Below are 25576 nucleotides of genomic sequence, written 5' to 3'. Positions count from 1 at the left end.
ATATAAATCTAACGACCCGACGGGAACTAGGGTACAAATTTTAAAAATACTATCGAGTATTGTTATAATGGTGAATATAAATGAGCAAGATATCAAAAATGCTTGGAGTACTAATTATAATACTATTCTTAGTAGTAATAACAGTATCCGCGGAATGGATATCCCCAAAGGACGGGGTGAGAGTCGTCCTGACCGATGAGGACGGAAAGATGCTGAGGGGCTTCTCCAGGGACTACGAAATCCAGGTTCAGATTGACGTGGCAACTCCCTCTGGAATCAAGACCCTCGGCCACTACAGGATCAAGCGCTCTGGGCTGTGGAAGTTCGACATGACGAGGAGTGTCGTGAGAGTTGATAACATCAGGAGGTTCTTACCGAGCATAAGCGAGGAGAGACGCTACGGAATCAGGGTCTCCGTATGGGTGATAGACAGGGAAAACGGTCAGCTCTATAGGGGAATTGGCTCAGACTTCATCTCAGCAGAAGACCTGAGTGGCACCACCAAGAGGGTATCAGTCGGACTCCTCGAGAAAGAACCCCTTCCAAAGCCCGCCCACGAAGGCTGGTACAAATACGAATGGAGACCCGCGGACGATTCATGGGAGGCAAGTAGATACGTAAAGGTTCCCATCCTCATTATTGACAACAGGAATGGAAAGGGTGAACTCCAGGGCTCGGTCTCTCTGGAGGCGTCGTACAAAACGGAGTTCTCTGCGACACTCGCCTATGGAACTGACCTCGAGAAGAAGTTCAGAAGTGGAGATCCAGTAAAGGTACTATCATCTTCAGTGGACATCTACGGAAAGAAGTGGGTTCCTGTTGAAGGCAACTATTATTTCGGGGATATAATAGATGTTCCCAAGGGAAGGATGGGCTACATCTACATCTGGGCCAAACCCTACTACAGACACGAAAAGGAGTATATCTGCGCCTGGGGAATGGGGGCCTACGGCTGCAGTGAAACTGGCAGGGAGAGAATAGACGTCGGTATCTACGACGTGAAAGCGAGTAAAGGAGTTCATGGATACATAATAGATGGTGGTGCATCTATTGGAAGTCCTGGTTTCGATTGGACATTCTTCAAATTTACCAAGGAGGGCATGTTATATCCACTTGAGGAGAACAAAGGAATAACTCTAAAATACCTGTTGAAGGGGACCAGTGGGGACTGCGGCGTCAAATTTGGAATAGGAATTCCTGTTGGGGCCATTGCCGTTGCGTTCGGAGCACCAGCCCCCGTCGCTGGACTCACAGCATCACTCCAGTACGAAAAGGCAGGAAGTATCTCCATAGACGGCACAATAAAAGAAGATGGGCCTACAATAACGATCAACGCCACAAAAAGCTCCCAGAAATACAAGTTCAAGACCGGGAGGTTCAGTTCCTGTTCAGCGGAAATTCCGATGGGATTCTACATAAAGAGCGGCTAAAATCTTGCAAGTTTTTCTTTTTCACTGACATACAGAAAAAAAGGATGAGAACAAAGCACTCAACCCTTTCACGGGCAACGTGATGTTCTGGCCGGGCTCTTACACGAGACTCCTTCTTGAGCGCTTCGGGCTTATGAACTTCGTGGACAAAACTTTCTTCGCGGACGAGGTTGGAACCTTTAAGCCCTTGCCTGAGATGTTTATGAGGCCCCTTCAGGCCTTTGGAGTAAAGCCCGAGGAAGCGCTCCATGTTGGAGACACTTACGCTGAGGACTTTGAAGGTGCCGTAAAGGTTGGAATGTGGGGTGTCTGGATAAACCCGGGGGCGGAGGGCGTAAGGAAAATCCATGAAAGGGGATTTGAAGTCCCGGAGGTTGATTACGTCCTCGAGGTCCTTGAGGGGCTGGATTAGCAGGTTTACCATCCATTTTACCTTCTTGACTTAGCTCTGTGGGCTTCTCCCCTTTCTTTTTTGAGCCTCGCCTCGAAGATGTGCCTCAGCTCCCCCAAAAGCTCCCAGTTCACCGCATCTCTGATTAAAGCAGCGGTCATTATCGCTGCCAGCGGAACGAGCGGTGTTGCGTAGAAAGAGTACTGGTTTTTTCCTCCTAGGAGATAGTGGATCACGTAAAACAGTACTCCGGCCCAGAATGAAGCGTAAACGATCCCCAGGTTCCCTCCAGACCTTCTCTCCTCAAGAACTGGGAAAAATGCCGAGCTCACAAGTGCTCCCTGGAATAGGTGCTCGCTTATTTCTGCACTTAAATTAGGCCCGTAGTGGAGTGGGAAAGCCTTGGCAGAGTAGAACCAGGTCCACACTGGAGATATTGCCGGGTGGTTCTCCTTGGTGCTCAAATGCCATCCAAAACTGGAGATGAGCTGTTTTATGGTCTCTGCAGGACCGATAGCCACCATCAGGGGGACGTGAGCGGCTATGAAAGCTGCCAAAGCAAGGACAATCATAATCAGCAGCTCCCTATAATTCCTCCTCTTAAGCAGTATGGGGGCGAAAACCAGGGGCAGAAATGCCAGGTTCATCTTTGTTGCCACCCCGAGCCCCAAAAAGATCCCCGTGAGCCTGTAGCGGTTCTCCAAAAACATGACCAGTGCGAGCACCGCAAAGAAAGCGACATGTATGTCCAGCATAGCTGTAACCGACATCGAGAGCAGGAGTTTGTCAAAGGCAGCTATGGTAGCGGCGATGGCGGACGTCAGGTGATCCTCCGTAAGAACGTAAGCAACGTAAGAAACGAGGAAAATAAGCAGAATTCTCTCTAAGAATCCAGGCAGCCTCCAGAAGAATGGGGAATCCTCCACGAGCATGGAGAGTCCAATGAGACCCTTCCCGAAGAATGGGTGCTCCGTGTTTAGGTACGACACTATGTTTTTCTTGTCGGGGTATTTGTATCCAGTGATAGTGGTTATGCCATAATCGAGATTCAAAACGGATTCTAGGCAGTCCTCTCTCACCTCATAATAGAAGCCGTTGATGTTCCGATACTCTACCTGGGTTCTCGCCGGCGGTCTGGCGTGGCTGGGGTTCTGGTTCTGGCAGGAGGAGAAGCTGCTCCATATCCTGACCTTCAGGCTTAGGTTGTTTCTGTCGACGTTCTCCGGAAGGATCACGTTAACACCGTAGTAGCCGCCCTCTTCATATTTTGGGGAGAAACCGAGTTTGTGGAGTACGTTTCTCGACGCTGATACGTACCAAACCTCATCGCCTATGTAGTCGCTTACTTCAAGAAATTTGGCGTAGCTATATGTGCTTATCAGCGAGATAAGAACAACGTAAGCTATGAGTACGACTTTCCTGTCCATAATACCTCCTCCCTGCCAAGATTAAGAAAAAAGGAGAAGGGATTAAAGGATTTCGACTCCAAGGAGCTCGGGGTACACGTAGGCCCCCTGCTTGCTGGCAACGAAGCCAATCTCGATCGTGGTTCCTGGGTTTATGACGGCGTTGCTCCCCGTAGGCACTATTGTTACAACGTCCCCGCTGACAGTGTACGTGCCGCCCCAGATGCCCGAGATAAGGCTTGTCATTCTGAGCTTTATCTGCCAGTTTGAGACGGGGGCGTTGCCGTTGTTGGTTACGTATATCTTGACCACGAACCCTGAGTCCCACTCGCTGTCAATCTTAATAGTGACGTTCAGGTCCGAGGCCGAGGCCGTCGGTGCAGTCCACATGGCGAGCACCTTGTCACCCGAGAGCAGGACTGCCTCCTCCACCAGCGGAGCATTTCCCGAGGTCACAAAACCGACTGTAGCCGATGCCGCTGGGGAACTCGGCTGAACCACTACGTAGTCTCCCTGAGTTCCCACAATGGTGGCACCCCATATGTCCGAGATCTTGCCGTCCTTGATTTTAATGAGGAGTTTCCAAGTGCTTGAGGTGTCCAAGTTGACTGCTACCTCATACTGTGCACCGGTGCCCCAAGAGTTCACAAGCTTTGCGTCAAGTGTTCCTGTCGTGGCTCCTCCTTCTGAGGGTGTCTGTCCGCCTTCTGATGGAGCAGACCCTTCCGCAGGTGGCTGTGAGAGCAGTGGCTCTCCAGGCCTGTACTCGAGCGAGACGTTGTAGAACCACCACTCGAGGTGTGCGCTAGTGGTTGAGGGCGTTCCGTATTCGGTTCCAACCTCAACGTCTTCCAGGTACAGCTCGGTGTAGTTAGCTAGGCTCGTTACGTTTGCGGCGGCGCTGATGAAGGCTCCGTACGGTATAGTGACGGTTCCCTCCTTTATTGGGGTCTTTATCCTGAAGGCTATGTACTCCCAGCCGATGTTCGCCTTCCAGACTTCGAAGGTAGCGTTCACTGGGGTGCCGTTCACCACTATCGGGACAATGATTTCCTTGACCTTTGAGCCAGCCGGCTGGAGTCCGTCGTAATACAGCCATATCATGAGCTCCTGCTCGTCGCTGTTTATTCCGCTGTTCCTCCAGGGCTCCCTCGTGAGCCACGACTCGATTGCAAAGTTGATAGGAAGGCCGTTCTTTGGCAGCAGCTTGTAGCTTACGCTCAGGTAGAAGTTGCTCAGGTTCGAGACTTTTCCTGGAAGTGGAACCTCCCCATCGGTAGCGTAGTTGTTGTTCCAGGGCTTGTTGCCGTAGAATATCTCGGGATATCCGTGCACCCACGAGCCGCCGTTTTTAAGGGTTATATCGTCTAAGGCTTGGACGTAGTGGAGGACGCCTGTGCTAAGGTTGTAGGTCATCTCGGCGTAGCCTTCAGCGCTCTGTATATTCCACGGGTTTATTTCGATGTAGAACTCTGGGTTCCCGTCCCCGTCCCCGTCGATTGGGGCCTCCGGCCACTGCCCATCGTCCGGGTACCTTATCTTAATGACATCCTGAGCTGGTGGCGTGGTAGTTGGCGGTGCGGTGGTTGTTGTAGTGGGTGTGGGGGTTGAAGTTGTCGTCTGCGATGTTGTGGTGGAAGCGGGAGGCTGGACCTCTCCGATGAGAACGCTCATGGCCTCCTCAGTGGTCATTGTATTGGGGGCCAGAATGAACCTGTACTTGTCAAGGGTCCACCTTACGTCCACGGTGCAGGGGAACGAGCTGCACCCGTTGGTGTATACCTCGGTACCGAATTCCAGGGACATTAGGTAGTGGTTCGTGAGGTTGCCACCGCTGAGGTAGCCGTCAACTATCTCTATGAACTTGGTGTAGTCGAATACGACCTCTGAACCGTTATAGTTCTTGGTTGACTTGAAGGTTAAGAACCTCCACCCAGCATCCGCTACGACGTCGTATAGCTCAAAAGTCTGGTTTACAAGCTTTCCATCGACGATTATTGGAACATCAACGGTGAGGACGGGTCCCTTGTCGTAGCCTGCTGGATAGCCGCCTTCGATGTAGAGCTGTACCATTATCTCGTAGTCCCCCTGGCCGGGGGCCCTCATGTTGTCGGTGTCTTTGAAGAGCCACGCTTCAAAGGCGAAGTTGTTTCCTGGGAAGCTCTTTTCGAGTGTGTACTTTGTGTCAACGAGTATCCTTGGAAGCTGGGAGACCTGTATCGGGAGCACGAAGTTCTGGGCATTTATTGGCTGGTTGCCCCACGGCTTGGCACCGTATATGACCTCATGGTATGCCATTGTGTTGTATTTGGGATGCATGTTAATGTTCCAAAGGCTCGTGACTTTGAGCACCCCGTTCCCTATCTCCATCTTTGTGCTGCCGGTTCCAATGTCCTGAGGTGCAGTCCTGTAAACATCCTCCCAGCCCCAAACGTTGGGATCCATTGTGGCGTTTCCGATTTTAACGACTCCCCAGAGGTTCGGTGCTCCCCAAACGCTGGAGGCACACTGGGTTCCGTCACATACGACCTCCACGCTGGTTCCCTCGTACTGGGAGCTCGTGGGGAGAATGTTCACGGTTTCAAAGGGAATGCTCCCTGGAGGAGTAGTAGTCGTTGTGGTAGTCGTGGTGGTTGTTGTAGTCGGAGTAGAGGTGGTTGGGGTCTGGGTTGTAGTTGTGGTTGTGGTCGAAGTCGTTGTCGTGGGGACGGGCGGGGCAATGGCGTTTCCAGAACAGCTGTCCATGAGCCTCTTCAGGTTGTTGTACTTGTCTTCCCATATTGTTGTCCAGTCATCCTGTAGAATTCCACCGGTGTCACCGCTGTTGGGGTTCCAGCTCCAGTAGAAGAAGTCGCAGAATTTGTTCTGGATCATCCAGTCTATTATCTTGTTCTGCCAAGTGACGTCCCTCGCGTCTCCTCCGTGGCCGTACTTGCCTCCGAACTCACCTATAACAACGGGGTAACCGAGATCGAGCTTGACGTAGCCGAAGTGGTGGTACCAGATGTCGGGTAGGTTGTCAGGGAAGCCCTCTGCGGGGTCAAAGTAGGGCTGGTCGTAAACGTCCGGGCCATAAACGTGGGGGCTGTAGACGAGCTTGTTCCTGGGCAGGTTGACCGGGTATTCCCTAACGCCCATGAGGTTTCCGCCCCACCAGGCGTTGTGGCCCCACTCGTAGCTGCCGTCTATCTCGGGGGTAGTGAACTGGGTCCCCTCGACGAATATCAGCCAGTGGGGTGCAACCTCCAAGATTGCCTTTCCTATCCTCTCAGCCGCCAAGTTCCAGTCGGTAGCGTTGTTACCCATTCCCCAGGTGGCCCCACTCCCATCAGTGTAGGCGGCAGGTGCCGGGCTTGAGCTGTGGGGTTCGTTCTTTAGATCAGCTCCTATAACGTTCCAGTACTTGCCGAACCTCTGGGCGACTTCAACCCAGGTGTTTATGTAGTCCTGCTCCGAGAAGCTGTCTGTGTACCAGAGGGGCTCTATGAAGTTGCATCCTATCCTGTGGTAGTCGAGGAGCACGAATATGCCTAGGTCTCCGGCTTTCTTGATTATTTTCTCCATTATCTGAACGCTGTCAAGACCTTGGAGGTCGGGGTTCTTGGCGTAGTCAATCCCCGTTGGCATCGTCCCCGGTTTGACGGACTGGGTACAGAAGGGAAGCCTTATCGCATTGAAACCAAGGCTCTTGATCTGGAGGAGCATATCCTCCCAGTTCCTGCTCCATAGGCCGTGAACGACGTAGTTCGGGGTCTCAAAGCCGAACCAGTTGACGCCAAAGAGGTGTATGGGAACTTCCTCCCCGCTGCTGGGGTTGATCATGTAGATTGTGTCCCCTCTGACCTCATAGTATATCCCTGTGGGCGTCGTGTACGTGCTTGTGTCAGTCGTTGCGTGGCTTGCTGGGATGCTTCCAATTACTCCAACTAAAACAAAAAACAAAACAAACATTGCCAGAGCCTTTTGCCTGTTCATTACATAACTCCCTCCATTTTTTATATGTTGGAGGATGGCAATTATAAGATGTTGGACAAAATATATAAACTTATCGGATTATTTAGCAATGTCAGTAGAATTTTATAAAATGGGTTGGTAGATTTATAATTTATAACTTGGTCCGAGAACTTGGATAGAGCCCATGGTTGGGGAATTCCTTTGATCAAACAGGGAGGTGCTAGGTATTTGGGTTCGGGGCCTATCATTTTTGCAGGACCATTGAGAGGTGGGATAGCGCCCGTTTACCCTAGTTCCCATTTCCCATCGGGTCGTTAGATTTATATGCATTTAAATTTTTTGATTGATTGGGGATTGTTATGGACTTCCAGAAGGAAATCCTGATCATAAAATCCGAGATTTACCCGATAGTCAGCAAACACTACCCGAAAAACACCCGCAGGGAAGTAATCAGCCTCTACGCGTAACGCGCAATACTGACACACTTGCACTTTAACGGAGTTTACAAACACGCTTACAGGGTTTTAATTGAGGAAATGAAGCTCTTCCCAAAAATCAGGTACAACAAACTGACAGAACGCTTGAACAGGCACGAAAAACCTCATCATAACTCAGGAAGAATTATTCAGAAAACACGCTAGGGAATACGTTAGGATACTGGACTCGAAACCCATTCAGACCAAGGAGTTGGCCAGAAAAAACAGGAAAGGGAAGGTAGGTTCTTCAGAAGTCATCTCTGAAAGCCCGCGGTTGAGTTTGTTCCATCTAAAAAAAGTTCTACTATGGGTACAAGCTGCCCTGTTACTCTGATGGAAATTTGCTGGCTTTATTGTCCATTGATCCGGCGAGCAAGCATGATGTGAGCGTTGTCAGGGAGAAATTCTGGGTGATTGTTGAAAAGTTCACTGGTTGTTTTCTGTTTTTGGATAAGGGGTATGTTAGCAGGGAGTTTGAAGAGGAATTCCTGAAGTTTGGCGTTGTTTACACGCCGGTAAAGCGGGAGAGTCAGATTGGTAGTCTGGGGGAGAGGAAGTTTTACAAGTACCTGTCTGATTTTCGGAGGAGGATTGAGACTTTGTTTTCGAAGTTTTCTGAGTTTCTTCTGATACCGAGCAGGAGTGTTAGTTTGAGGGGTTTGGCTGTTAGGATTTTAGGGGCGATTCTGGCTGTGAATCTGGACAGATTATACAACTTCACAGGTGGTGGGAACTAGGGTGACATAGTCAGGTTCAAGACGATTTCGGGAGGGAGTGAAATGGGAAGGCTCTTCGGAACCTTTGGCGTCAGGGGGATAGCGAACGAGAAGATAACCCCGGAGTTCGCCCTCAAAATCGGCATGGCCTTCGGGACGCTCCTCAAAAGGGAAGGGGTGGGGAGGCCGCTCGTCGTTGTTGGCAGGGACACGAGGGTGAGCGGTGAGATGCTAAAAAATGCCCTCATCAGCGGACTTTTGAGTACCGGTTGCGACGTCATAGACGTTGGGATAGCCCCAACCCCTGCAATCCAGTGGGCCACCAATCACTTCAAGGCCGACGGTGGAGCCGTCATAACTGCCTCCCACAACCCGCCGGAGTACAACGGCATAAAGCTCCTCGAACCAAACGGCATGGGCCTGAAGAAGGAGAGGGAAGAGATCGTTGAGGAGCTGTTCTTCAAGGAGGACTTCCACAGAGCAAAGTGGTACGAGATAGGCGAACTGAGGAAGGAGGAGATAATCAAGTCCTACATCGAGGCGATAAAGAGCAGGGTAGATGTGGAGGCTATAAGAAAGAGGAAGCCCTTTGTCGTGGTCGATACTTCCAACGGCGCCGGCAGCTTGACCCTGCCGTACCTCTTGAGGGAGCTCGGCTGTAAAGTTGTTTCGGTAAACGCTCACCCGGACGGCCACTTCCCTGCCAGGAATCCTGAACCTAATGAGGAGAACCTCAAGGGCTTCATGGAGATCGTCAGGGTCCTCGGAGCGGACTTTGGCGTTGCCCAGGATGGGGACGCTGACAGGGCGGTTTTCATAGATGAGAACGGCCGCTTCATCCAGGGAGACAAGACCTTCGCCCTCGTTGCCGATGCAGTCCTCAGGGAGAAAGGCGGGGGACTGCTCGTCACTACAATAGCGACTTCCAACCTCCTCGACGATATAGCGAAGAGGAACAATGCGAGGGTCATGAGAACGAAGGTGGGTGATTTAATCGTCGCAAGGGCGCTCCTCGAAAACAACGGCACCATAGGTGGGGAAGAGAACGGCGGCGTTATCTTCCCTGACTTCGTTCTCGGCAGGGATGGGGCGATGACGACTGCAAAGATAGTCGAGATATTCGCGAAATCCGGTAAAAAGTTCAGCGAGCTCATAGACGGACTTCCAAAGTATTACCAGTTCAAGACGAAGAGGCACGTTGAGGGCGCCAGGAAGGCGATCGTTGATAAAGTGGCCAAACTCGCAGAGAAGAGGGGATACAAAATAGACACCACCGACGGGACTAAGATAATCTTCGATGACGGCTGGGTTCTCGTGAGGGCGAGCGGAACCGAGCCGATAATCAGGATCTTCAGCGAGGCCAAGAGCGAAGAGAAAGCGAAGGAGTACCTTGAGTTAGGAATCAGTCTCTTGGAGGAAGCGCTTAAGGGCTGAAGCTCCCATCCTCTATATTTTCCTTCCGTCAGCAAAAAAGAAAATTAAAACTTTCATCGGCTCTTTATGTAGAATCCCATCGGGATTTCCGCTGAACATGAGCTAAACCATCCAGTCTTGAACTTATACTTCTGGGGGCTTTTGAAAGTGTAAAGGGTTATTGTGGGTCCGTAATTCTGGACTCCGCCGTCTACCGAGATGCTACCCGCTTTCTTATACTGAAGTGAAGCTGTGAGTCCCGCGACGGGGGCTGGTGCTCCGAAAGCAACGGCAATGGCCCCGACAGGGATTCCTATTCCAAATTTGACGCCACAATCCCCACTGGTGCCTTGGAAAAGGTATTTGAGGCTTCTCCCATCATCTTTGGGAAGAGCGAGCTGAAGACCTTCTTTTGTGAAGCTGTAAAACCATGGATCAAGCTCTGGGGATCTAACTTCATAGCCACCATCTATTATGTATCCATGAACTCCTTTACTAGCTTTCACATCGTAGATGCCGACGTCTATCCTCTCCCTACCGGTTTCACTGCAGCCGTAAGACCCCATTCCTCCAGCACATATGTACTCCTTTTCGTGTCTGTAGTAGGGTTTGGCCCAGATGTAGATATAGCCCACCCTTCCCTTAGGAACATCTACAGCCCTGTAAAAGTAGTATGAGCCCTCAACAGGAACCCACCTCTTTCCGTATATGTCCACTGAAGATAATAGCACATTTACCGGATCACCACTTCTGAACTTTTTCTCAAGGTCAATCCCGTAGGCGATGGTCGCTGAGAACTCCGTCTTGTAGGAGGCTTCCAGAGACACGGACCCCTGGAGTTCACCCTTTCCGTTCCTGTTGTCAATGATGAGGATGGGAACCTTTACGTATTCTTTTGCCTCCCAGGAGTCATCTGCAGTCCCCCATACGTAGTGATAACCTCCTTCGCGAGCAGGTTTTGGGAGGGGCTCCTTCTCCAGTAGTGTAACTGCAACCCTTTTGGTAGCTCCCCTTAGATCTTCCGCCGAGATAAAGTCCGAGCCGATCCCCCTGTAAAGCTGGCCTTTTTCCCTGTCTATCACCCATACTGAGACCCTGATTCCGTAGCGCCTCTCCTCGCTTATGCTGGGTAGGAACCTCTTAATGCCCTCAACTTTCACGACACTCCTCGTCATGTCAAACTTCCAAAACCCAGAGCGCTTGATCCGGTAGTGACCGAGGGTCTTAATACCAGAGGGCGTGGCAACGTCAATCTGAAGCTGGATTTCGTAGTCTCCTGAAAAGCCCCTCAGCATCTTTCCGTTCTCGTCCGTCAATACTACTCTCATTCCCCCTTCGGGTGGCATCCATTCAGCTGATACGCCTGTTCCTATTAGGAGTGCTGTCAATATTAGTATGCCGAGCATTTTTAAAATCCTTCTCATTAAGGGTCACCAAAATAACTAAAGTTAAGAGTATTTTTAAAGTTTCTGGCTACCATGAGGGTGATATGGTGGTCTATTTACATAAAAATGTCAACATCTTGCAGTGTTAAGAGGCCCAGTTCTTCCGGCAACTTAGGAACGTTCTTTGTCAATGGGGAGGTAAAGTTCTCAAAGAGAAAACAATAACCCTAGTTCCCATCGGGTCGTTAGATTTATATGCATTTAACTTTTTTGATTGATTGGGGATTGTTATGGGCTTCCAGAAGGAAATTCTGATCATAAAATCCGAAATCTACCCGATAGTCAGCAAACACTACCCGAAAAACACCCGCAGGGAAGTAATCATCCTCACATGTAACGCGCAACACCGGCTTGCACTTTAACCGAATCAAAGCACGCTTGCAGAATCCTAGATCGAGGAAATCCTTCCCAAAAATCAGATACAACAAACTGACAGAACGCTTGAACAGGCACGAAAAACTCCATCATAACTCAGGAAGAATTATTCAGAAAACACGCCAGGGAATACGTCAGAATAATCGACTCAAAGCCATTTGAGACTAAAGAGCTGGCCAGAAAAAACAGGAAAGGGAAGGTAGGTTCTTCAGAAGTCATCTCTGAAAAGCCCGCGGTTGAGTTTGTTCCCTCTAAAAAAAGTTCTACTATGGGTACAAGCTGACTTGTTACTCTGATGGAAATTTGCTGGCTTTGCTGTCTGTTGATCCCTGCTTTTATGATGTGAGCGTTGTCAGGGGGAAATTCTGGGTAATTGTTGAGAAGTTTACTGGCTGTTTTCTGTTTCTGGATAAGGGGTATGTCAGCAGGGAGTTGGAAGAGGAATTCCTGAAGTTTGGCGTTGTTTACACGCCGGTAAAGCGGGAGAATCAGATTAGTAGTCTGGGGGCGAGGAAGTTTTACAAGTACCTGTCTGATTTTCGCAGGCGGATTGAGACTCTGTTTTCGAAGTTTTCTGAGTTTCTTCTGAAGCCGGGCAGGAGTGTTAGTTTGAGGGGTTTGGCTGTCAGGATTTTAGGGGCGATTCTGGCCGTGAATCTGGATAGATTATACAACTTCACGGGTGGTGGGAACTAGGGTCATCTACTAGAAATATAAAATAACATTATTGCAAAGGTTAATGGTAGTGTCAGAATAAGGAATCCTAACTTAATGCCGTAACTTGCTGCTATGAATCCTGAGAAACTACTTCCAACTGCTGCAACTATTGAAGCTAATGAACTGTTTAGGGATAACACTGAGCTTCTGGCGTCATCTGGGATAATTTCATTAAGCCAGATACTGAATGCAGGGCCGTATGTACCAAATCCAACATTGTATGTGAAAACGCAGAGAATCGCAAGCAATAGTGACTGAGAAAGTGCAAAACCAATATACGATGCGAGTATCAATGATTGGCTAAGGATACTGACTTTAAAGTTGTTGCTCTTCTTCAATAAAAATCCTGAAAGGAGATTTCCAAAGAGTGATCCAAAAATCCCAATTATATACAAAATCCCAAGCATTCTGGCAGGTATCTTAAGCTCATCAATAAAAAGTAATTGCCAAGAGTATATATAATAGATTAGTGCAAAAGAGAATATTGCATCACCGAGGAGTAAATAGCGGATGTTTTTCCTATGAATTGAAATCCTGAGGGCATTTTTCATAATACGATAAAAAGATGTATTCCCCTCGTTATTCCCATGATTCTCCTCCATTACCACTAAGCCCAAACCAGTGGCTACAAACATAATTATCCCACCAATAAGGAATGGATACGCTATATCAAATGACACCAGTGGGTACGCAAGTAATCCTGCTAGAACTCCACAAATAGTCCTGCTTGCATTAACCAGTCCGAATATGCTTTTAGCTTCTTCTGTTAATCCATGTTTTTCAAGAGAGGAATAGTACCAAGCAATTAAAGAGCCACTCATAAATGCGGAACCCAGTGCTAACAGAATTTCGGAAATTGCAAATAATTCAAATTTTGTCGACGTGCCGTATAGAACTAATCCACTTCCATACATTCCAACACCTGAGAGATAAGTCCTCTTTCTTCCCCATTTATCTGCGATGGCACCAGTAGGGAAGTCGAATATTGAAAGGCAAACAAAATAAATTGTCAAGAGCAATCCAATCTGCTCTTTGGAGATTGCTCTTGATGCTAAGAATGCTATATAAACGGGATCAATTATACTTTTACCGAGTGATACTATTGTTGCTAACAACAATGTTATCTTGGAGTATTTTGAGAGGTTCACTAAATCTCTAATGGACATAGTGGATCACTTCCCCAGATGTTTCCTGAATAAATTAAGGCTCTTGCTCTACAACCCCCGCATGCGTACTTGTATACACATCTGCCACATTTTCCGACTAGTCGGTCTCGTTTCTTAGCGATACCCTTGTTTGTAATTTCCTCAATATTTTGGACCATTATATTCCCTACGCTATTGTTCAAAAAAGGACAGGGCTTTATATTTCCAGAGATATCTATATAGACTTGAAATACTCCAGCGCTACATCCATTAAGGACGTTTTTAGGAGGTTTTCGCCCTTTGAGATAAACCAAAGTATACAAAACAGGATCAACTATTCTTATTGCTGGCTTGTTCTTGTTTCTTTTTATGAACAGTTTTAACTGCTGTGCCACATCAACTAACTCATCTTTGTTTAGGAGGATATCCTTATTATTTTCTGCTTTTCCTACGGGCAAAACTGGGCGTATTCTTATAGTCGCTATGTTTAGAGTACTAAGTAACTCTAACAGTTCATAAATGGTACGAAAATTTCTTTTATGGATGGTGACATTAATGCCAACCTCGAAATCCCTCTGCACAAGCTTTTTCACGGACTCTAGTGTTTTGTTGAATGCTCCTCTTTTATTTCGATACCAATCATGAACCTCTTGAAATCCATCAATACTGGTGCCTATGCAAACTTCCCCATACCATTTATATTTCTCCAGTTTGTTTAATATATTATCATTTAGTAATATAGCATTTGTCATAATACCTACTTGCTCTATATCATTCTTAAAACAGATATCTAAAAATTGAAACAAATTTGGATGTAAAAGTGGTTCGCCACCACTTAGTGTTAAATATGGAATATCCATCTTCACAAGATTCTGGACAATTTTTTTGAATAGACTAAGACTCATAAAATTGGAGGATGTTATAGGTACCCTACAATGCCTACATTGGAGATTGCATGCCGTTGTTATTTCTATTTCAGGGAAGAGATATGTCCCCATTTAACACCCACCTATTCTTTGAATTCAATGTATCCCCTCTTCGCCAGCAAGTATAAGAATCTGCAAACATCTTCTTTCACTTTTTTGATATTTGAACAATTGAAGTCCCGTACAACTAGTTTCCATATATCCTCCACAGTTTTCTCTCCATCACATAATTGAAATATGTACTTTCCAGTAGTGTTCAATACGTGCTTTTTGCCGGTTGTAGGGTTGAACAATTTCATTTTCCCCTCTTCCTCAATCGCTATAATTCCCTCTACCACTTTGGGTTTTTTACTATATATCCACTCCAAATTCCATACCCCCTGGCTGTTTTAAAGTTGCACTGGTCTCATACAATATGGATCCGAAGCCATTGGATCACCAGTTAAACAGAAGGTTCTTCCTCTACATCCCCCACAAATGCTCTTTAGTGCGCATTCTCCGCATTCCCCATGTAATTCTCTTTTTCTTAGTGAGTTGAGTAAAGGGTGTTCTTCCCATAGCATAGATATGGTAGTTTCTTTTATGGATCCCAAGTTGTATGGGAAGTATGCACAAGTCTAACAGAGCCATCAGAACTTATATATAGGGAAGAAATACCTGCTGTGCACCCAGCAATAATTTTTATACCTTTAGGCAGTATCTTGGTTTTAATGTACTGATAAGTTCTTTGTCAAATCTCCCCCACAGGGGGTCTGCAAATTCTATCTCAATGTTTCTTTTTTCTTTTTCATTGACTAATTTCGATAAAATATTGAACCATTCATCTGTACTCAATAAGATGTTTTTACTTATGGTTGCTCTCCCAATTGGGTTTGGAGTTCTAACTTTGAATACATTTGCCTTCATGTTTTCTGCCATATTTAAGTAATCAAAAACATATCTTATGTTTTCCCCAGTTATTGTGAAGTTCACTGTCGTTATTATTCCATGTTCAATGCAAAGCTCAAGAGATTTAATAGCTTTATTGTATGCCCCTTGCACATCACAGAACTTCATCATGATATCTCTCTGGACCGTAAATGCTTACAGCAACTCTAAGAAGCTCTGGATTTTCCACATTGTCTATTAAAGCCTGCAAAGTGCTATGGAAATATCCGTTGGTAGTTACATGCGCTTCACTACCATTAGAGACTATGTAATTCACAAATTCGATAATTTTTGGATAAAGTAATGGTTCTCCTCCTGCAAGGACTATTGTTGGGACATCCATGTCTATTAGTTCATCAATAGTTTTGAGTAACAAATTATACTCCAATTCGTGATACTCTTTATTTTTGGCATTAGCACGACAATGACGACACATGAAATTACATTTATTTGTTAAGTCTATCTCCACGATATCAAGTGATGGTATGTCTTTCCGCATAGGGGCTTCCCTCAGTTACTTTTTCAATTGACTTCCAAAGATATAGCGACGAGAGGGGAGATATAGTTAAAAACAAAAACTAAGATAGGTAGTCAATTAATTCCTCCTGACTTCCAATGGGCCTCTGGAGCGCATATAGGTCCAATTCTATCGGGTTCCCTTGTTATTGTGGGGGTATGTATTCATTCGTAAAAGTGCCACTTTTCCAATGGGCTTCTGGGGCACAAATAGGTCCAATTCTGTCGATATCTCTACTAATTACTGGAGGGATATACCTCCTTTCTTCAATCTCTAATCACCTTCTTTATCTGCTTCATTGTTACCTCAGCAAATTTACTTAAGTTTTGATTATATTTAATTTTTTCGTAAACTTGTAGTTAATAATTATAAGTTGTATCCTAATTCCCACCACCTGTGAAGTTGTATAATCTATCCAGATTCACGGCCAGAATTGCTCCTAAAATCCTGACAGTCAAACCCCTCAAACTAACACTCGTTCGCTGATTATTGGGTAAATCTCGGATTTTATGAGCAAGATTTCCTCCTGAAAATTCACAACAACCACCAATCCATACTGTTAGGATAACTTGGGTATCCCCTCCTGAACCCATTCAGCGATGTTTCCAGGCGGAGCATTAAACCGAGAATGAATCCTGACAAAATTATACCAGAAGGCAAACAGAAAAACAAACCTCTGAACCCCCCTCCAATCGCTACTCCTAAATTATTCCAGAAACGCTTTGTCCGCTCCTTCACAGTCCTAAACCAGCGCTCAATACTATTCCTTGGCCCGAAAGTTACGTGAACATAAGCCAGCCCAAGGGATTTAAAAGCAGACTTGTACCCTAGCATTATCAACCAGAAAAACAGGCCGCCCTTCACAGGACTTTAAAACAACCAGAATAAACTCCCTAGCAACCCACCAGTTTCTGGTGGCTGTAATCCAGACTGCGAGGATTTCTTCGCTTTCAACATCAATCGCAGCCCAGAGAAATCTTTTCTGTCCATTGATTTTTATTACAGTCTCATCAACTGCGATAAAATTCCTCTGTTTCCTCACTGTGAGGATTTTTGGCTTGTAAATTGCTTCCGCTAGTTTTTGAACTGTTTCGGCTCTTGTGTGGCTGATTTCTAGTATCTTGGAGACTTGCCGGTAACTGAGGCCCTGCAATAATTCTACTGCCCTGATTTTCTTTTCCGCTGGAATTTTGTTGTGACGAAAGGGTTTTAAGGCTGAAAACAAGCAGTAAATAATGGTTTCAGCCTTCACGTTCCCCTTCTTTTCCTGAAGTATTGCTGATAACTTAAATCTGACGCCCCACAGCTTATCCTAACAGTATCACTTTTTTGTTCAAAATATTTTTATACTGTCATGAGTAGCAAATATTAGCGATGCCAAATGGCAACACTTGGCCTTTGGTGGATTAGATGGAATGGTTTGAAGTATGAATCGAGAATGATAAATGGAAGGGACAAGAATTGGCAGGGTATTTCTGCAACTGTTGATGATTTCAAAAAGTTAGGATTTGATTATGCAGTGATACTTGATAACGGAGAAGGTCGGAATACTCCTCAGAGAGGATATTCATATGATGATGGGTATTACGATGGAAACAAATTTGGAAGCTGGTTAAACAGACACTTTGAAGGTTTTATTGACTACTTCGCTTCTATCCCTGTATTGAATAACACAAACGTTTCCAGCAAGGGTGTCAGGGGGTGTCCTACTGGAAAGGGTGGATTGATGGAGTTTTAAACTCGACTGGAGGAAATTTAAAGGGCTTTTACTGGAGCCTAGAGGATGTATGGCAAGTGAGCGATGGGACAGTATATGAGGAAGACATTGAAGAGATATCGACTTATGCGAGAAACTTAAACAAGAAGTTTATATGGATACCTTCCGCCTGCACATTGGTACTGGAAAAAACTAATATTTTCAGTCTGTCAAGGCTCTTTGACTACATTTTTGTACAACCAAATTACTACCAAAGAGGTGCTATTGCAAGGGGAACTAACGACTACATACCTTACACATATGAGATTTTTAAGGAGTGGCTGACAAAACTTGAAAATCTAAAGAATGAGAACGATGCGTTCAACATCTACATAGAAATGGAAGTCGATCAGAGTTTGCTCTTTTACTATATCAATCATACGCACCTAGAAGAAAACTTTAGAATATCTCTTATTGAATATTGTGCCCCAACATTTAGTCCAGAATGCTTAAGCCAGTACACAACTGAAGCTAAAATCATAGCATACCACTACACCAAAGTGCAGAAGGATATCTTGGGAAGTTTATATCCGAACAGAGCATACTATTTCAGCATTGACCTGAATGTCATTAGTGAAATGGAGGGATTTACTAGAAGATTGGGGGATAATTATGTATAACTCTTTTAAAATCTCGTTTTTAGTTTTGCTACTTATTTTTCCATTAGTTTCTGGTGAGACTTGTGAGCCTTATGAAACCTATTCAATAACCTCAATCCTACCCAGCAATGGATATGCATTTATTATTGTGCACCATTCTGAATGGATATGCGAGAGGGTTGCGGGGGAAGAAACACTTAGGCGTAACATGCCCGATGGGGAGTACGACCTTTACTATCTTTTCAATGGAAGCGACTTGCTGTTTTTAGGAAAAAGTAATCCTCTACTCGGCGAACCATCAGTAGTGGCCGAGATTAACGGGACTTTTTACATTCTCCAGCGCAAGCAGATGGTAGTTCCCTACAAAAACGTCACCATGACGATCAACGGGGAGACAAAGAACCTTACACTCACCGCCAAAAAAACCGAAATGAGAGTTTATCGCTTCGATGGTTGTGCCTCTCTCATATGGAACTGCACAAGACTTGAATTTCAGAACGGGACAGAGCGCACAAAATGTAATAGAACCGAGATTCTGAGCTACTTCGCCAACACCCCACAGAAAAGTCCCTCAGGTGTCAAGGGAGTCATTGAGAACGGTTTCATAGTCTTTAGACTTGCAAATTTAACTTATGGGATTCCGGTGACTGAATTTGACGGATATGTATCAGGCTTCTTTGGGAACAAAACGCTCAATGTACTCTCAACCCTTTATGCACTACCTGTCGGTAAGGGAATTCTCATCTATTACCCCGGAGATGTTAAAGTTAATGGGAGAGACCCCGCTTCAGAGTTACCGCTTCTGTTCTTTTATGACGGGAAGAACCTAACTCACCTAAAAATGCATGTGGGTAGCGTACATTTTCCCGGAGATTAACCCTCCCCAAGTCTTTAGTTATCCTTACTGGAGCCATCCTAATGTTTATACTGGTTTACTGGGGGATTAGGAGGCATGTCTAGATCAATTTAAGCAGAATTGAAAAGGGAGGGGTCCCATATGTGTAAATGCATGTGGAAGGTAGGACTTGTTCTTTTTCTATTGTCGCTTTCGTTCCTACCCTTCGTCTCGGCCACCAGATCCCTCTGCGGCCCGAATCCGGTTCTTGCTCCCACCGAGTACTGCAGTTTCTATCCCTTCATCAAGGCCGGGGAAGACGACGCGATAATAACGCTTTCCTGGGACGCGCTGGGCCCCGGAATGCAGGGGGTACCCACCCCGAGCATGGTTGGAGAAGTACTACTTCTACTTCAAGGACGGGAGGATCTATTATCTCGGAAACACGATCGGGGGCGACGAGCTTCGCTACGTCTTCCATAATGGCCTGTGGTATATCAGTAATGGAATGGTCATCAATCCGGAGGGGCCATGTATTAGAAGGGCGATGAAGCTCCCCTCGCAGATCGTCAGTGCAATGCGCTCCGAGAACTACTCGATATCGAGTAATGATTATCCAGCCTACATCAATGGTTCTAAAATCTACACCTCAAATGGAAGCGTTTCCTATGTTATTGAAATTCCAGGCAATCTGAGCATAAACATTCCTGATAACGTGACCCTAAGCTCCGTGTTTCTGAGAGGAGGTGTTTTACTGTTCTTTCGTCCAGAGAACCCCTTCGTTCCGTTTGGTTGGGAGAACCTCACCGTGCTTTATTATGACGGGAGCTTCCTTTGGAGGTTGAATTTTACGAAGGGCATCGAGAACAGCCTGCCAACGTGTCAAGAAGAGTCCCTGAAATTCTACGGGGTTCTTCTCACGGGGATTATTTTAGTGCTCGTACTGGTGTACTGGAAGGCGAAGATGGGGTGAGCTTTTGTTTCAGCAATTTCTATTAATTGCCGAATGTTCGCTCCTCGCGCTCCTGCTTACGGTGGCACTCCTTATTGGGATTCACTTGTATAACGTCAAGCTTGAAGAACCCTATTTAGAGCGTATATTCGGAGAGGAATACAGGAGGTATAAAGAGAGCACTCCGAGGTATTTTGGAATGCCCAAAAGAAGGAATAAATGAACACAAATGCGTGAGACAAGTTATAAATAATTTAAAATACAAACTACAAAAGGCGAACAAAATGAATTCAAAAAATCGCAAGGTATTACGGGTATATAGAACCAAGGCTCAGGCAAAAAAAGGCTTACGATAAGATCAGCCGATTTTACGATTGTTTTGCATTTTTTGAGAAAAATATGGGGACAGGGCAGTTCACTGGTTTTTTCTTGTTTTTGGATAAGGGGTATGTCAGCAGGGAGTTGGAAGGGGAATTCCTGAAGTTTGACGTTGTTTACACGCCGGTAAAGCGGGAGAATCAGATTGGTAGTCTGGGGGAGAGGAAGTTTTACAAGTACCTGTCTGATTTTCGGAGGAGGATTGAGACTTTGTTTTCGAAGTTTTCTGAGTTTCTTCTGAAACCGGGCAGGAGTGTTAGTTTGAGGGGGTTGGCTGTTAGGATTTTAGGGGCGATTCTGGCTGTGAATCTGGAGGGATTATACAACTTTACAGGTGGTGGGAACTAGGGTAAGAAAAGTGTCAAACTTACATAGTAGCGCTTAACAGTACCACGAAATGAGCGTTTTTTCTTTTTTCTGTGGTACCACTCTTAAAATCAGAAAACTTCTCGCAGAGAGTACTAAGTTTTTGAACATTTTTTCGTCAAAATAAACCTTAAAAATAGAACTTTTTTACATTAACACGTCAATAAAAGGAGGTGTCATGATGTTCCCTCACGAGGAAAAATTCATCCGCGAAAGGCTCGGAAGGGAGCCAAATGAACTTGAGCGGGCGATGCTCGAAGTAATGTGGAGCGAGCACGTCTCTTACAAGTCGAGCAGACCCTTTTTGAAGCTCCTTCCAACGGAGAACGAGCACGTGGTTTTGGGCCCTGGTGAAGATGCCGGAATAGTGAGGTTCGACAATGAAACTTGGATAGTGGTGGGGATAGAAAGCCACAACCATCCGAGCGCCGTTGAACCCTATGGGGGAGCAGCTACCGGCGTTGGGGGAATAGTTAGGGACGTACTCTGCATGGGGGCCCGTCCGATAGCTCTGCTCGATTGCATACGCTTCGGGCCGCTTGAGAAGGAGCGCAACCGCTATCTGTTCGAGTACGTGGTAAAGGGAATAGCCGATTATGGCAATAGAATAGGCGTTCCTACTGTTGGCGGTGAGACAGAGTTCGATGAGAGCCTCAATAATTACACCCTTGTCAACGTTGCTTGTATTGGTTTAATGAGGCCGGAGCACCTCGTTCACAGCTACGTGGAGGAGAGCGGTCTTCTGCTGGTTTTAGTTGGCAACAAAACGGGAAGGGATGGAATCCATGGAGTTACCTTCGCGAGCGAAGAGCTGAGCGAGAACGCGGAGGAGGAAGACCGCTCCGCGGTGCAGATTCCCGACCCATTCACCGAGAAGCTTTTGATTGAGGCGACGCTTGAAGCTGTTTACACCGGGAAAGTCAGGGCCCTTAAAGACCTCGGGGGAGGAGGTTTAACCTGCGCCTCCTCCGAGATGGCCGGGAAGAAAGGGTTTGGGGCGATAATCTACGCGGACAGAGTGCCCCAAAGGGAGCCAAACATGAATCCAATGGAAGTCATGATTTCCGAGAGCCAGGAGAGGATGCTCTTCGCCATTAGGAAAGAAGATCTGGAAGAGATAACAAAGATTTTTGAGAAGTACGAGCTTGAGTGGGCTGTTGTCGGTGAGATTATAGAAGAGCCCAGGTATGTCGTCTACTGGAACGAAGAAAAAGTGGCCGATTTACCCATAGAACTCCTCACGGAAGTGCCGACAATAGAGTGGGAAGCAAAGCCCTACAACGTTGAAAGAGAAATTGAGACACCTGAAATAGGGCTCGAGGAGGCTTTCTTCAAAGTGCTCTCAAGCCCAAACATAGTAAGCAAGGAGTGGATATGGCAGCAGTATGATCATGAGGTTCAAGGAAGAACAGTTGTAAAGCCCGGAAAGGATGCGGCGGTGCTAAAAATAAACGAAAAATACGGCTTGGCTTTTGTTAGCGATGGAAATCCCTCTCACAGCCACCTCAACCCCTACCACGGAGCGATGGGTGCCGTTGCCGAAGTCGTTAGGAACTTAGCGAGCGTAGGGGCAAGACCTTTGGCCTTGGTTGATAACCTCAACTTCGCTTCACCTGAAAGGCCCGAGGTTTACTGGAGCTTCATCGAGACCATTAAAGGGCTCGCCGATGCGGCAAGGGCCTTTGGATTAGCATACGTAAGCGGGAACGTGAGTTTTTACAATGAGGTGGGAAGTAAGTCTATAAAACCGACCCCAGTGGTTGCGGGATTGGGAAAAGTGAGGCTCGAAAACATTACAACAATGGATTTCAAGGATGAGGGAGACCTTATAGCTGTTGTTGGGGTTACAAAGAAAGAGCTTGGAGGGAGCGAGCTCTACAGGGTTTTAAACATTAACGGAGGGCTTGCCCCCAGGGTTGAGCTGGAGAGAGAAAAAAGAAATGTTGAGGGGATTTTAAAAGCAATAGAGCTTGGAGTAGTAAAGGCCGTTCACGACGTTAGCAAGGGGGGAATAGCTATAGCACTTGCCGAGATGGCCTTAAGCGGGAACATTGGATTTGAGGTTGACATAGGCAAGGTTCCAGCCGAAGAAAAACTCAATCCCATAGAGGTTATGTTTTCGGAGAGCCATGGTCGATTTATAATAAGCTTTGAAGAAAAAAACCTCGAAAAGGTCAAAGCTCTCTTCGATGAATTTGCAGTAATTGGAAGGGCTGGAGGAAAGAGGCTTGTCTTCAGATGCGGAGAAGAACACGTCTCTATTGATTTAGAAAAAGTAAGAGGACTTTACAACTCACTTCCAAAGCTCCTTGGGGAATAGAAATTTTCCCTGGATTTTTAATATTTTAGGGGCGTGTTGGTGGGTTATCGGAGCCTTCCGGATTCTGGCAGGATTTTTGTTACTGCATCGGACTTTTATGCCTTTGGGTTTGAGTTTAAATTCCATCCAAGAACATGATCATAGAAAAATTCAGCAAAAACCCAAAACGCGCCCGATATTTTAGCAAACTTTTAAAACCCGACCACCGAATAAATGTTCGGGTAGACATATGACAAAAATAGGAATCATGGGGAATGGGATAGCAGGGTTAACTGCGGCAATAGCGTTGGCCAAAAAAGGCTTTGAAGTGACTCTTATCGGAAAAGGGATAAAGAAAACAAATTCTTATTTAGCCCAGGCAGGAATAGCCTTCCCCATTCTTGAGGGAGATTCTGTGAGGTCACATGTTCTGGATACAATCCGAGCTGGAAGGTATCTAAACGATGAGGAGGCCGTTTGGAACGTTATTTCAAAATCCAGTGAGGCTTATGATTTTTTGCTCTCCCTGGGCCTGAGCTTTGAAGGAAATGAGATCGAAGGGGGGCACAGTTTTCCAAGGGTCTTCACAATTAAAAATGAAACAGGAAAGCATATAACAAAGCTTCTTTATCTAAGAGCTAAAGAGCTTGGTGTCCAGTTCATAGAGGGTTATGCCTCCTCAATGGCCATAGAAAATAGAAAATGTTATGGAGTATTCGTTAATGGGGAGTTCCTAAGATTCGATGCTACCATACTGGCAACTGGTGGGTACACTGCTTTGTTCAAATATACTGCCGGTTCTTCACTTAACCTGGGCGTTCTAATTGGGGACGCAATTATGAAAGGGGCTTTGGCGAGTAACTTGGAGTTCGTTCAATTTCACCCAACTGGATTTATCGGAAGGAATGGAGTAAAGCTTGTAAGCGAAGCTGTGAGGGGAGCCGGGGCAAAGCTTGTCAATGAGGATGGCGAGCGATTTGTTAACGAACTTGAACCGAGAGACGTGGTTGCAAGGGCAATTTATAGCCAGATGCAAAAGGGCAAAAGGGTGTATTTAGACGCCACGAAGATTGAGGATTTTAAAGAAAGGTTCCCTCAAATTTATGCTTTTCTGGCTAATGAAGGCATAAATCCTAAGAGGGAGCCCATCCCAGTAACTCCAATTGCTCACTACTCCATAGGCGGCCTAAAGGTGGATCTTTATTACAGAACCACTGTCAAAAATCTCTATGCCATTGGAGAAACTGCAGATAACGGCTTTCATGGGGCGAACAGACTGGCAAGCAACTCCCTTTTGGAGTGCATAGTTAGTGGATTAGAAGTTGCAAGGACCATAATGAGGGATAACCCTAAGGGAGGGCCAGTAGAAGTTAGAGACACCAGTCAAGAACTTGGAGATGTTGAAAGCGTTAAAGAAATCCTCTGGAACTATGCCGGGATAGTGAGGAATGAGGATGGCCTTAGGAAAGGGCTAAAAGAGCTGGAAGACATCACAGCCGATGAGAGGATTAAACTCTTAGCAAGGGGAATTTTAGAGTGTGCCTTGGCAAGGAGGGAGAGCCGGGGCGTTCACTACAGGGAAGATTATCCCCTTACGAAAAAAGAGTTTGAAAGGTTCAGTCTTTTTAACGGGAGGTGTATGCTGTGAATTTGGTGGATGAAATTATAAGGCTCAAAGAAGAAAAAAACGCAATAATCTTGGCTCACAACTACCAGCTTCCGGAGATTCAAGACATAGCTGACTTCCTTGGAGATAGCCTTGAACTGGCAAGAAAAGCTGTAAATGTTGACGCTGATATCATAGTCTTTGCCGGTGTTGATTTTATGGCAGAGACTGCAAAAATCCTAAACCCCGAAAAGAAAGTTCTCCTCCCAACCAGGAGGGCTACATGTGCAATGGCGAACATGCTTAAGGTTGAACACATTCTCGAAGCCAAAAGGAGGTACCCAGACGCTCCCGTTGTGCTTTATGTAAACACAACCGCTGAAACTAAGGCATATGCCGATGTAACCGTAACTTCAGCAAACGCCGAGAAGATTATCTCAAAACTTGATGCCGACACAATAATTTTTGGGCCCGACAATAACCTCGCATATTACGTTGCAGAGCGCACTGGAAAGAACATTATCCCAATTCCGAGGGGAGGGCACTGCTACGTCCATAAAAAATTCACACCTGAAGACGTTGAGAGAACCAAAAAGCTCTATCCCAATGCAAAGTTGATGGTTCACCCTGAATGCATACCAGAAGTTCAGAAAAGGGCAGATCTAATAGTCTCAACGGGTGGGATGATCAAAAACGCATGCCAGCATGATGAATGGGTCGTGTTTACTGAGAAAGAGATGTGCTATAGGCTGCAAAAGGCCTATCCCAACAAGAAGTTCTATCCCGCCAGAGAAGATGCCTTTTGCACTGGAATGAAAGCGATAACCCTCAAACACATTTATGAATCTCTGAGAGATGAAAAATACGAAATCACCATCCCTGAAGAAATAGCAAAGAGGGCGAGAAGGGCAATTGAAAGGATGCTCAAACTCAGTGATTAGGGGGCG

At 46.1% G+C, this 25576-nt stretch carries 19 protein-coding genes and 7 pseudogenes; 15 read left to right on the top strand and 11 right to left on the bottom strand.

The window, feature by feature from the left end; genetic code table 11:
• Window positions 1-176: 176 nt before the first annotated feature.
• Window positions 177-1430 (top strand): hypothetical protein, encoded by a 1254-nt coding sequence (locus ADU37_RS10710; protein ID WP_238981975.1) that lies wholly within the window; start codon window positions 177-179, stop codon window positions 1428-1430.
• A 70-nt stretch (window positions 1431-1500) separates the two neighbouring features.
• Window positions 1501-1842, top strand: a pseudogene (locus tag ADU37_RS10705) (HAD-IA family hydrolase); the annotation flags it as partial.
• 17 nt (window positions 1843-1859) lie between these two features.
• Here ADU37_RS10705 and ADU37_RS10700 read toward each other — a convergent pair.
• Complete coding sequence (locus ADU37_RS10700; protein WP_058947568.1) at window positions 1860-3248, bottom strand: glycosyltransferase 87 family protein; 1389 nt, start codon at window positions 3246-3248, stop codon at window positions 1860-1862.
• A 42-nt stretch (window positions 3249-3290) separates the two neighbouring features.
• Window positions 3291-7202 carry a cellulase family glycosylhydrolase gene (locus tag ADU37_RS11725; protein WP_238981974.1) on the bottom strand — a complete coding sequence of 1304 codons (3912 nt, stop codon included), beginning with the start codon at window positions 7200-7202 and terminating at the stop codon, window positions 3291-3293.
• A 338-nt stretch (window positions 7203-7540) separates the two neighbouring features.
• On the opposite strand from ADU37_RS11725, the pseudogene ADU37_RS11165 reads away from it, so the two are divergent.
• Window positions 7541-8394: pseudogene (locus ADU37_RS11165) on the top strand (IS982 family transposase).
• Window positions 8395-8436: 42 nt separating this feature from the next.
• On the top strand, window positions 8437-9807 hold the full coding sequence (gene glmM / locus ADU37_RS10675; protein WP_058947566.1) for a phosphoglucosamine mutase: 1371 nt from the start codon (window positions 8437-8439) through the stop codon (window positions 9805-9807).
• 53 nt (window positions 9808-9860) lie between these two features.
• Here glmM and ADU37_RS10670 read toward each other — a convergent pair whose 3' ends face one another.
• The gene (locus tag ADU37_RS10670; protein ID WP_058947565.1) at window positions 9861-11210 is read right to left on the bottom strand and encodes a hypothetical protein; all 1350 of its coding nucleotides are present in this window, start codon (window positions 11208-11210) and stop codon (window positions 9861-9863) included.
• A 251-nt stretch (window positions 11211-11461) separates the two neighbouring features.
• Between ADU37_RS10670 and ADU37_RS11905 the strand changes: the two are divergent.
• Together ADU37_RS11905 and ADU37_RS11160 are read left to right on the top strand one after the other, a co-directional pair.
• Window positions 11462-11554: pseudogene (locus ADU37_RS11905) on the top strand (IS982 family transposase); the annotation flags it as partial.
• Window positions 11555-11630: 76 nt separating this feature from the next.
• Window positions 11631-12302, top strand: a pseudogene (locus tag ADU37_RS11160) (IS982 family transposase); the annotation flags it as partial.
• Between the two features lie 2 nt (window positions 12303-12304).
• Here the strand turns inward: ADU37_RS11160 and ADU37_RS10655 are convergent.
• From ADU37_RS10655 to ADU37_RS10630, 8 genes and pseudogenes are all read right to left on the bottom strand, one after another.
• Window positions 12305-13489, bottom strand: a complete 1185-nt coding sequence (locus tag ADU37_RS10655) for an MFS transporter (RefSeq protein ID WP_058947563.1) — start codon at window positions 13487-13489, stop codon at window positions 12305-12307.
• A complete protein-coding gene (locus tag ADU37_RS10650) occupies window positions 13471-14466 on the bottom strand; it encodes a radical SAM/SPASM domain-containing protein (protein ID WP_058947562.1) in 996 nt (331 codons plus the stop codon). Before ADU37_RS10650 ends, ADU37_RS10655 begins: the two co-directional genes overlap by 19 nt.
• Before the next feature lie 11 nt (window positions 14467-14477).
• Complete coding sequence (locus ADU37_RS10645) at window positions 14478-14762, bottom strand: PqqD family protein (RefSeq protein WP_058947561.1); 285 nt, start codon at window positions 14760-14762, stop codon at window positions 14478-14480.
• Window positions 14763-14783: 21 nt separating this feature from the next.
• Window positions 14784-14957 (bottom strand): hypothetical protein, encoded by a 174-nt coding sequence (locus ADU37_RS11900; protein ID WP_394325721.1) that lies wholly within the window; start codon window positions 14955-14957, stop codon window positions 14784-14786.
• 118 nt (window positions 14958-15075) lie between these two features.
• Window positions 15076-15450 (bottom strand): radical SAM protein, encoded by a 375-nt coding sequence (locus tag ADU37_RS10640; RefSeq protein ID WP_144433280.1) that lies wholly within the window; start codon window positions 15448-15450, stop codon window positions 15076-15078.
• Window positions 15437-15820, bottom strand: a complete 384-nt coding sequence (locus ADU37_RS10635) for a radical SAM protein (RefSeq protein ID WP_082663062.1) — start codon at window positions 15818-15820, stop codon at window positions 15437-15439. Before ADU37_RS10635 ends, ADU37_RS10640 begins: the two co-directional genes overlap by 14 nt.
• Window positions 15821-16218: 398 nt before the next feature.
• Window positions 16219-16314, bottom strand: a pseudogene (locus ADU37_RS11370) (IS982 family transposase); the annotation flags it as partial.
• A gap of 83 nt (window positions 16315-16397) precedes the next feature.
• Window positions 16398-17090, bottom strand: a pseudogene (locus ADU37_RS10630) (IS6 family transposase).
• A gap of 129 nt (window positions 17091-17219) precedes the next feature.
• Between ADU37_RS10630 and ADU37_RS11720 the strand changes: the two are divergent.
• The 9 genes and pseudogenes from ADU37_RS11720 to nadA all read left to right on the top strand — a co-directional run bounded on the left by ADU37_RS11720 (window position 17220) and on the right by nadA (window position 25570).
• Window positions 17220-17576: a hypothetical protein gene (locus ADU37_RS11720; protein ID WP_238981973.1), complete on the top strand. Its 357-nt coding sequence runs from the start codon at window positions 17220-17222 to the stop codon at window positions 17574-17576.
• Window positions 17540-18214, top strand: a complete 675-nt coding sequence (locus tag ADU37_RS10625; protein ID WP_238981972.1) for a DUF4855 domain-containing protein — start codon at window positions 17540-17542, stop codon at window positions 18212-18214. Before ADU37_RS11720 ends, ADU37_RS10625 begins: the two co-directional genes overlap by 37 nt.
• On the top strand, window positions 18207-19070 hold the full coding sequence (locus tag ADU37_RS10620) for a hypothetical protein (RefSeq protein WP_058947558.1): 864 nt from the start codon (window positions 18207-18209) through the stop codon (window positions 19068-19070). Before ADU37_RS10625 ends, ADU37_RS10620 begins: the two co-directional genes overlap by 8 nt.
• 349 nt (window positions 19071-19419) lie before the next feature.
• On the top strand, window positions 19420-20001 hold the full coding sequence (locus ADU37_RS10615) for a hypothetical protein (protein WP_058947557.1): 582 nt from the start codon (window positions 19420-19422) through the stop codon (window positions 19999-20001).
• A 4-nt stretch (window positions 20002-20005) separates the two neighbouring features.
• Window positions 20006-20203, top strand: a complete 198-nt coding sequence (locus ADU37_RS10610) for a hypothetical protein (RefSeq protein WP_058947556.1) — start codon at window positions 20006-20008, stop codon at window positions 20201-20203.
• Between the two features lie 188 nt (window positions 20204-20391).
• A pseudogene (locus ADU37_RS10605) lies at window positions 20392-20706 on the top strand (IS982 family transposase); the annotation flags it as partial.
• A gap of 199 nt (window positions 20707-20905) precedes the next feature.
• Window positions 20906-23044, top strand: a complete 2139-nt coding sequence (gene purL / locus ADU37_RS10600) for a phosphoribosylformylglycinamidine synthase subunit PurL (protein WP_058947679.1) — start codon at window positions 20906-20908, stop codon at window positions 23042-23044.
• Between the two features lie 229 nt (window positions 23045-23273).
• On the top strand, window positions 23274-24671 hold the full coding sequence (locus tag ADU37_RS10595) for an L-aspartate oxidase (RefSeq protein ID WP_058947554.1): 1398 nt from the start codon (window positions 23274-23276) through the stop codon (window positions 24669-24671).
• Entirely contained in the window at window positions 24668-25570 is a 903-nt protein-coding gene (gene nadA / locus ADU37_RS10590; RefSeq protein WP_058947553.1) for a quinolinate synthase NadA, read from the top strand. The genes ADU37_RS10595 and nadA overlap by 4 nt, the downstream gene beginning before the upstream one ends.
• Window positions 25571-25576 lie beyond the last annotated feature (6 nt).

It is taken from the genome of Thermococcus sp. 2319x1 (assembly GCF_001484685.1).
Taxonomy (GTDB): domain Archaea; phylum Methanobacteriota_B; class Thermococci; order Thermococcales; family Thermococcaceae; genus Thermococcus_A.
This window is presented reverse-complemented; position numbering and strand designations above follow the sequence as displayed.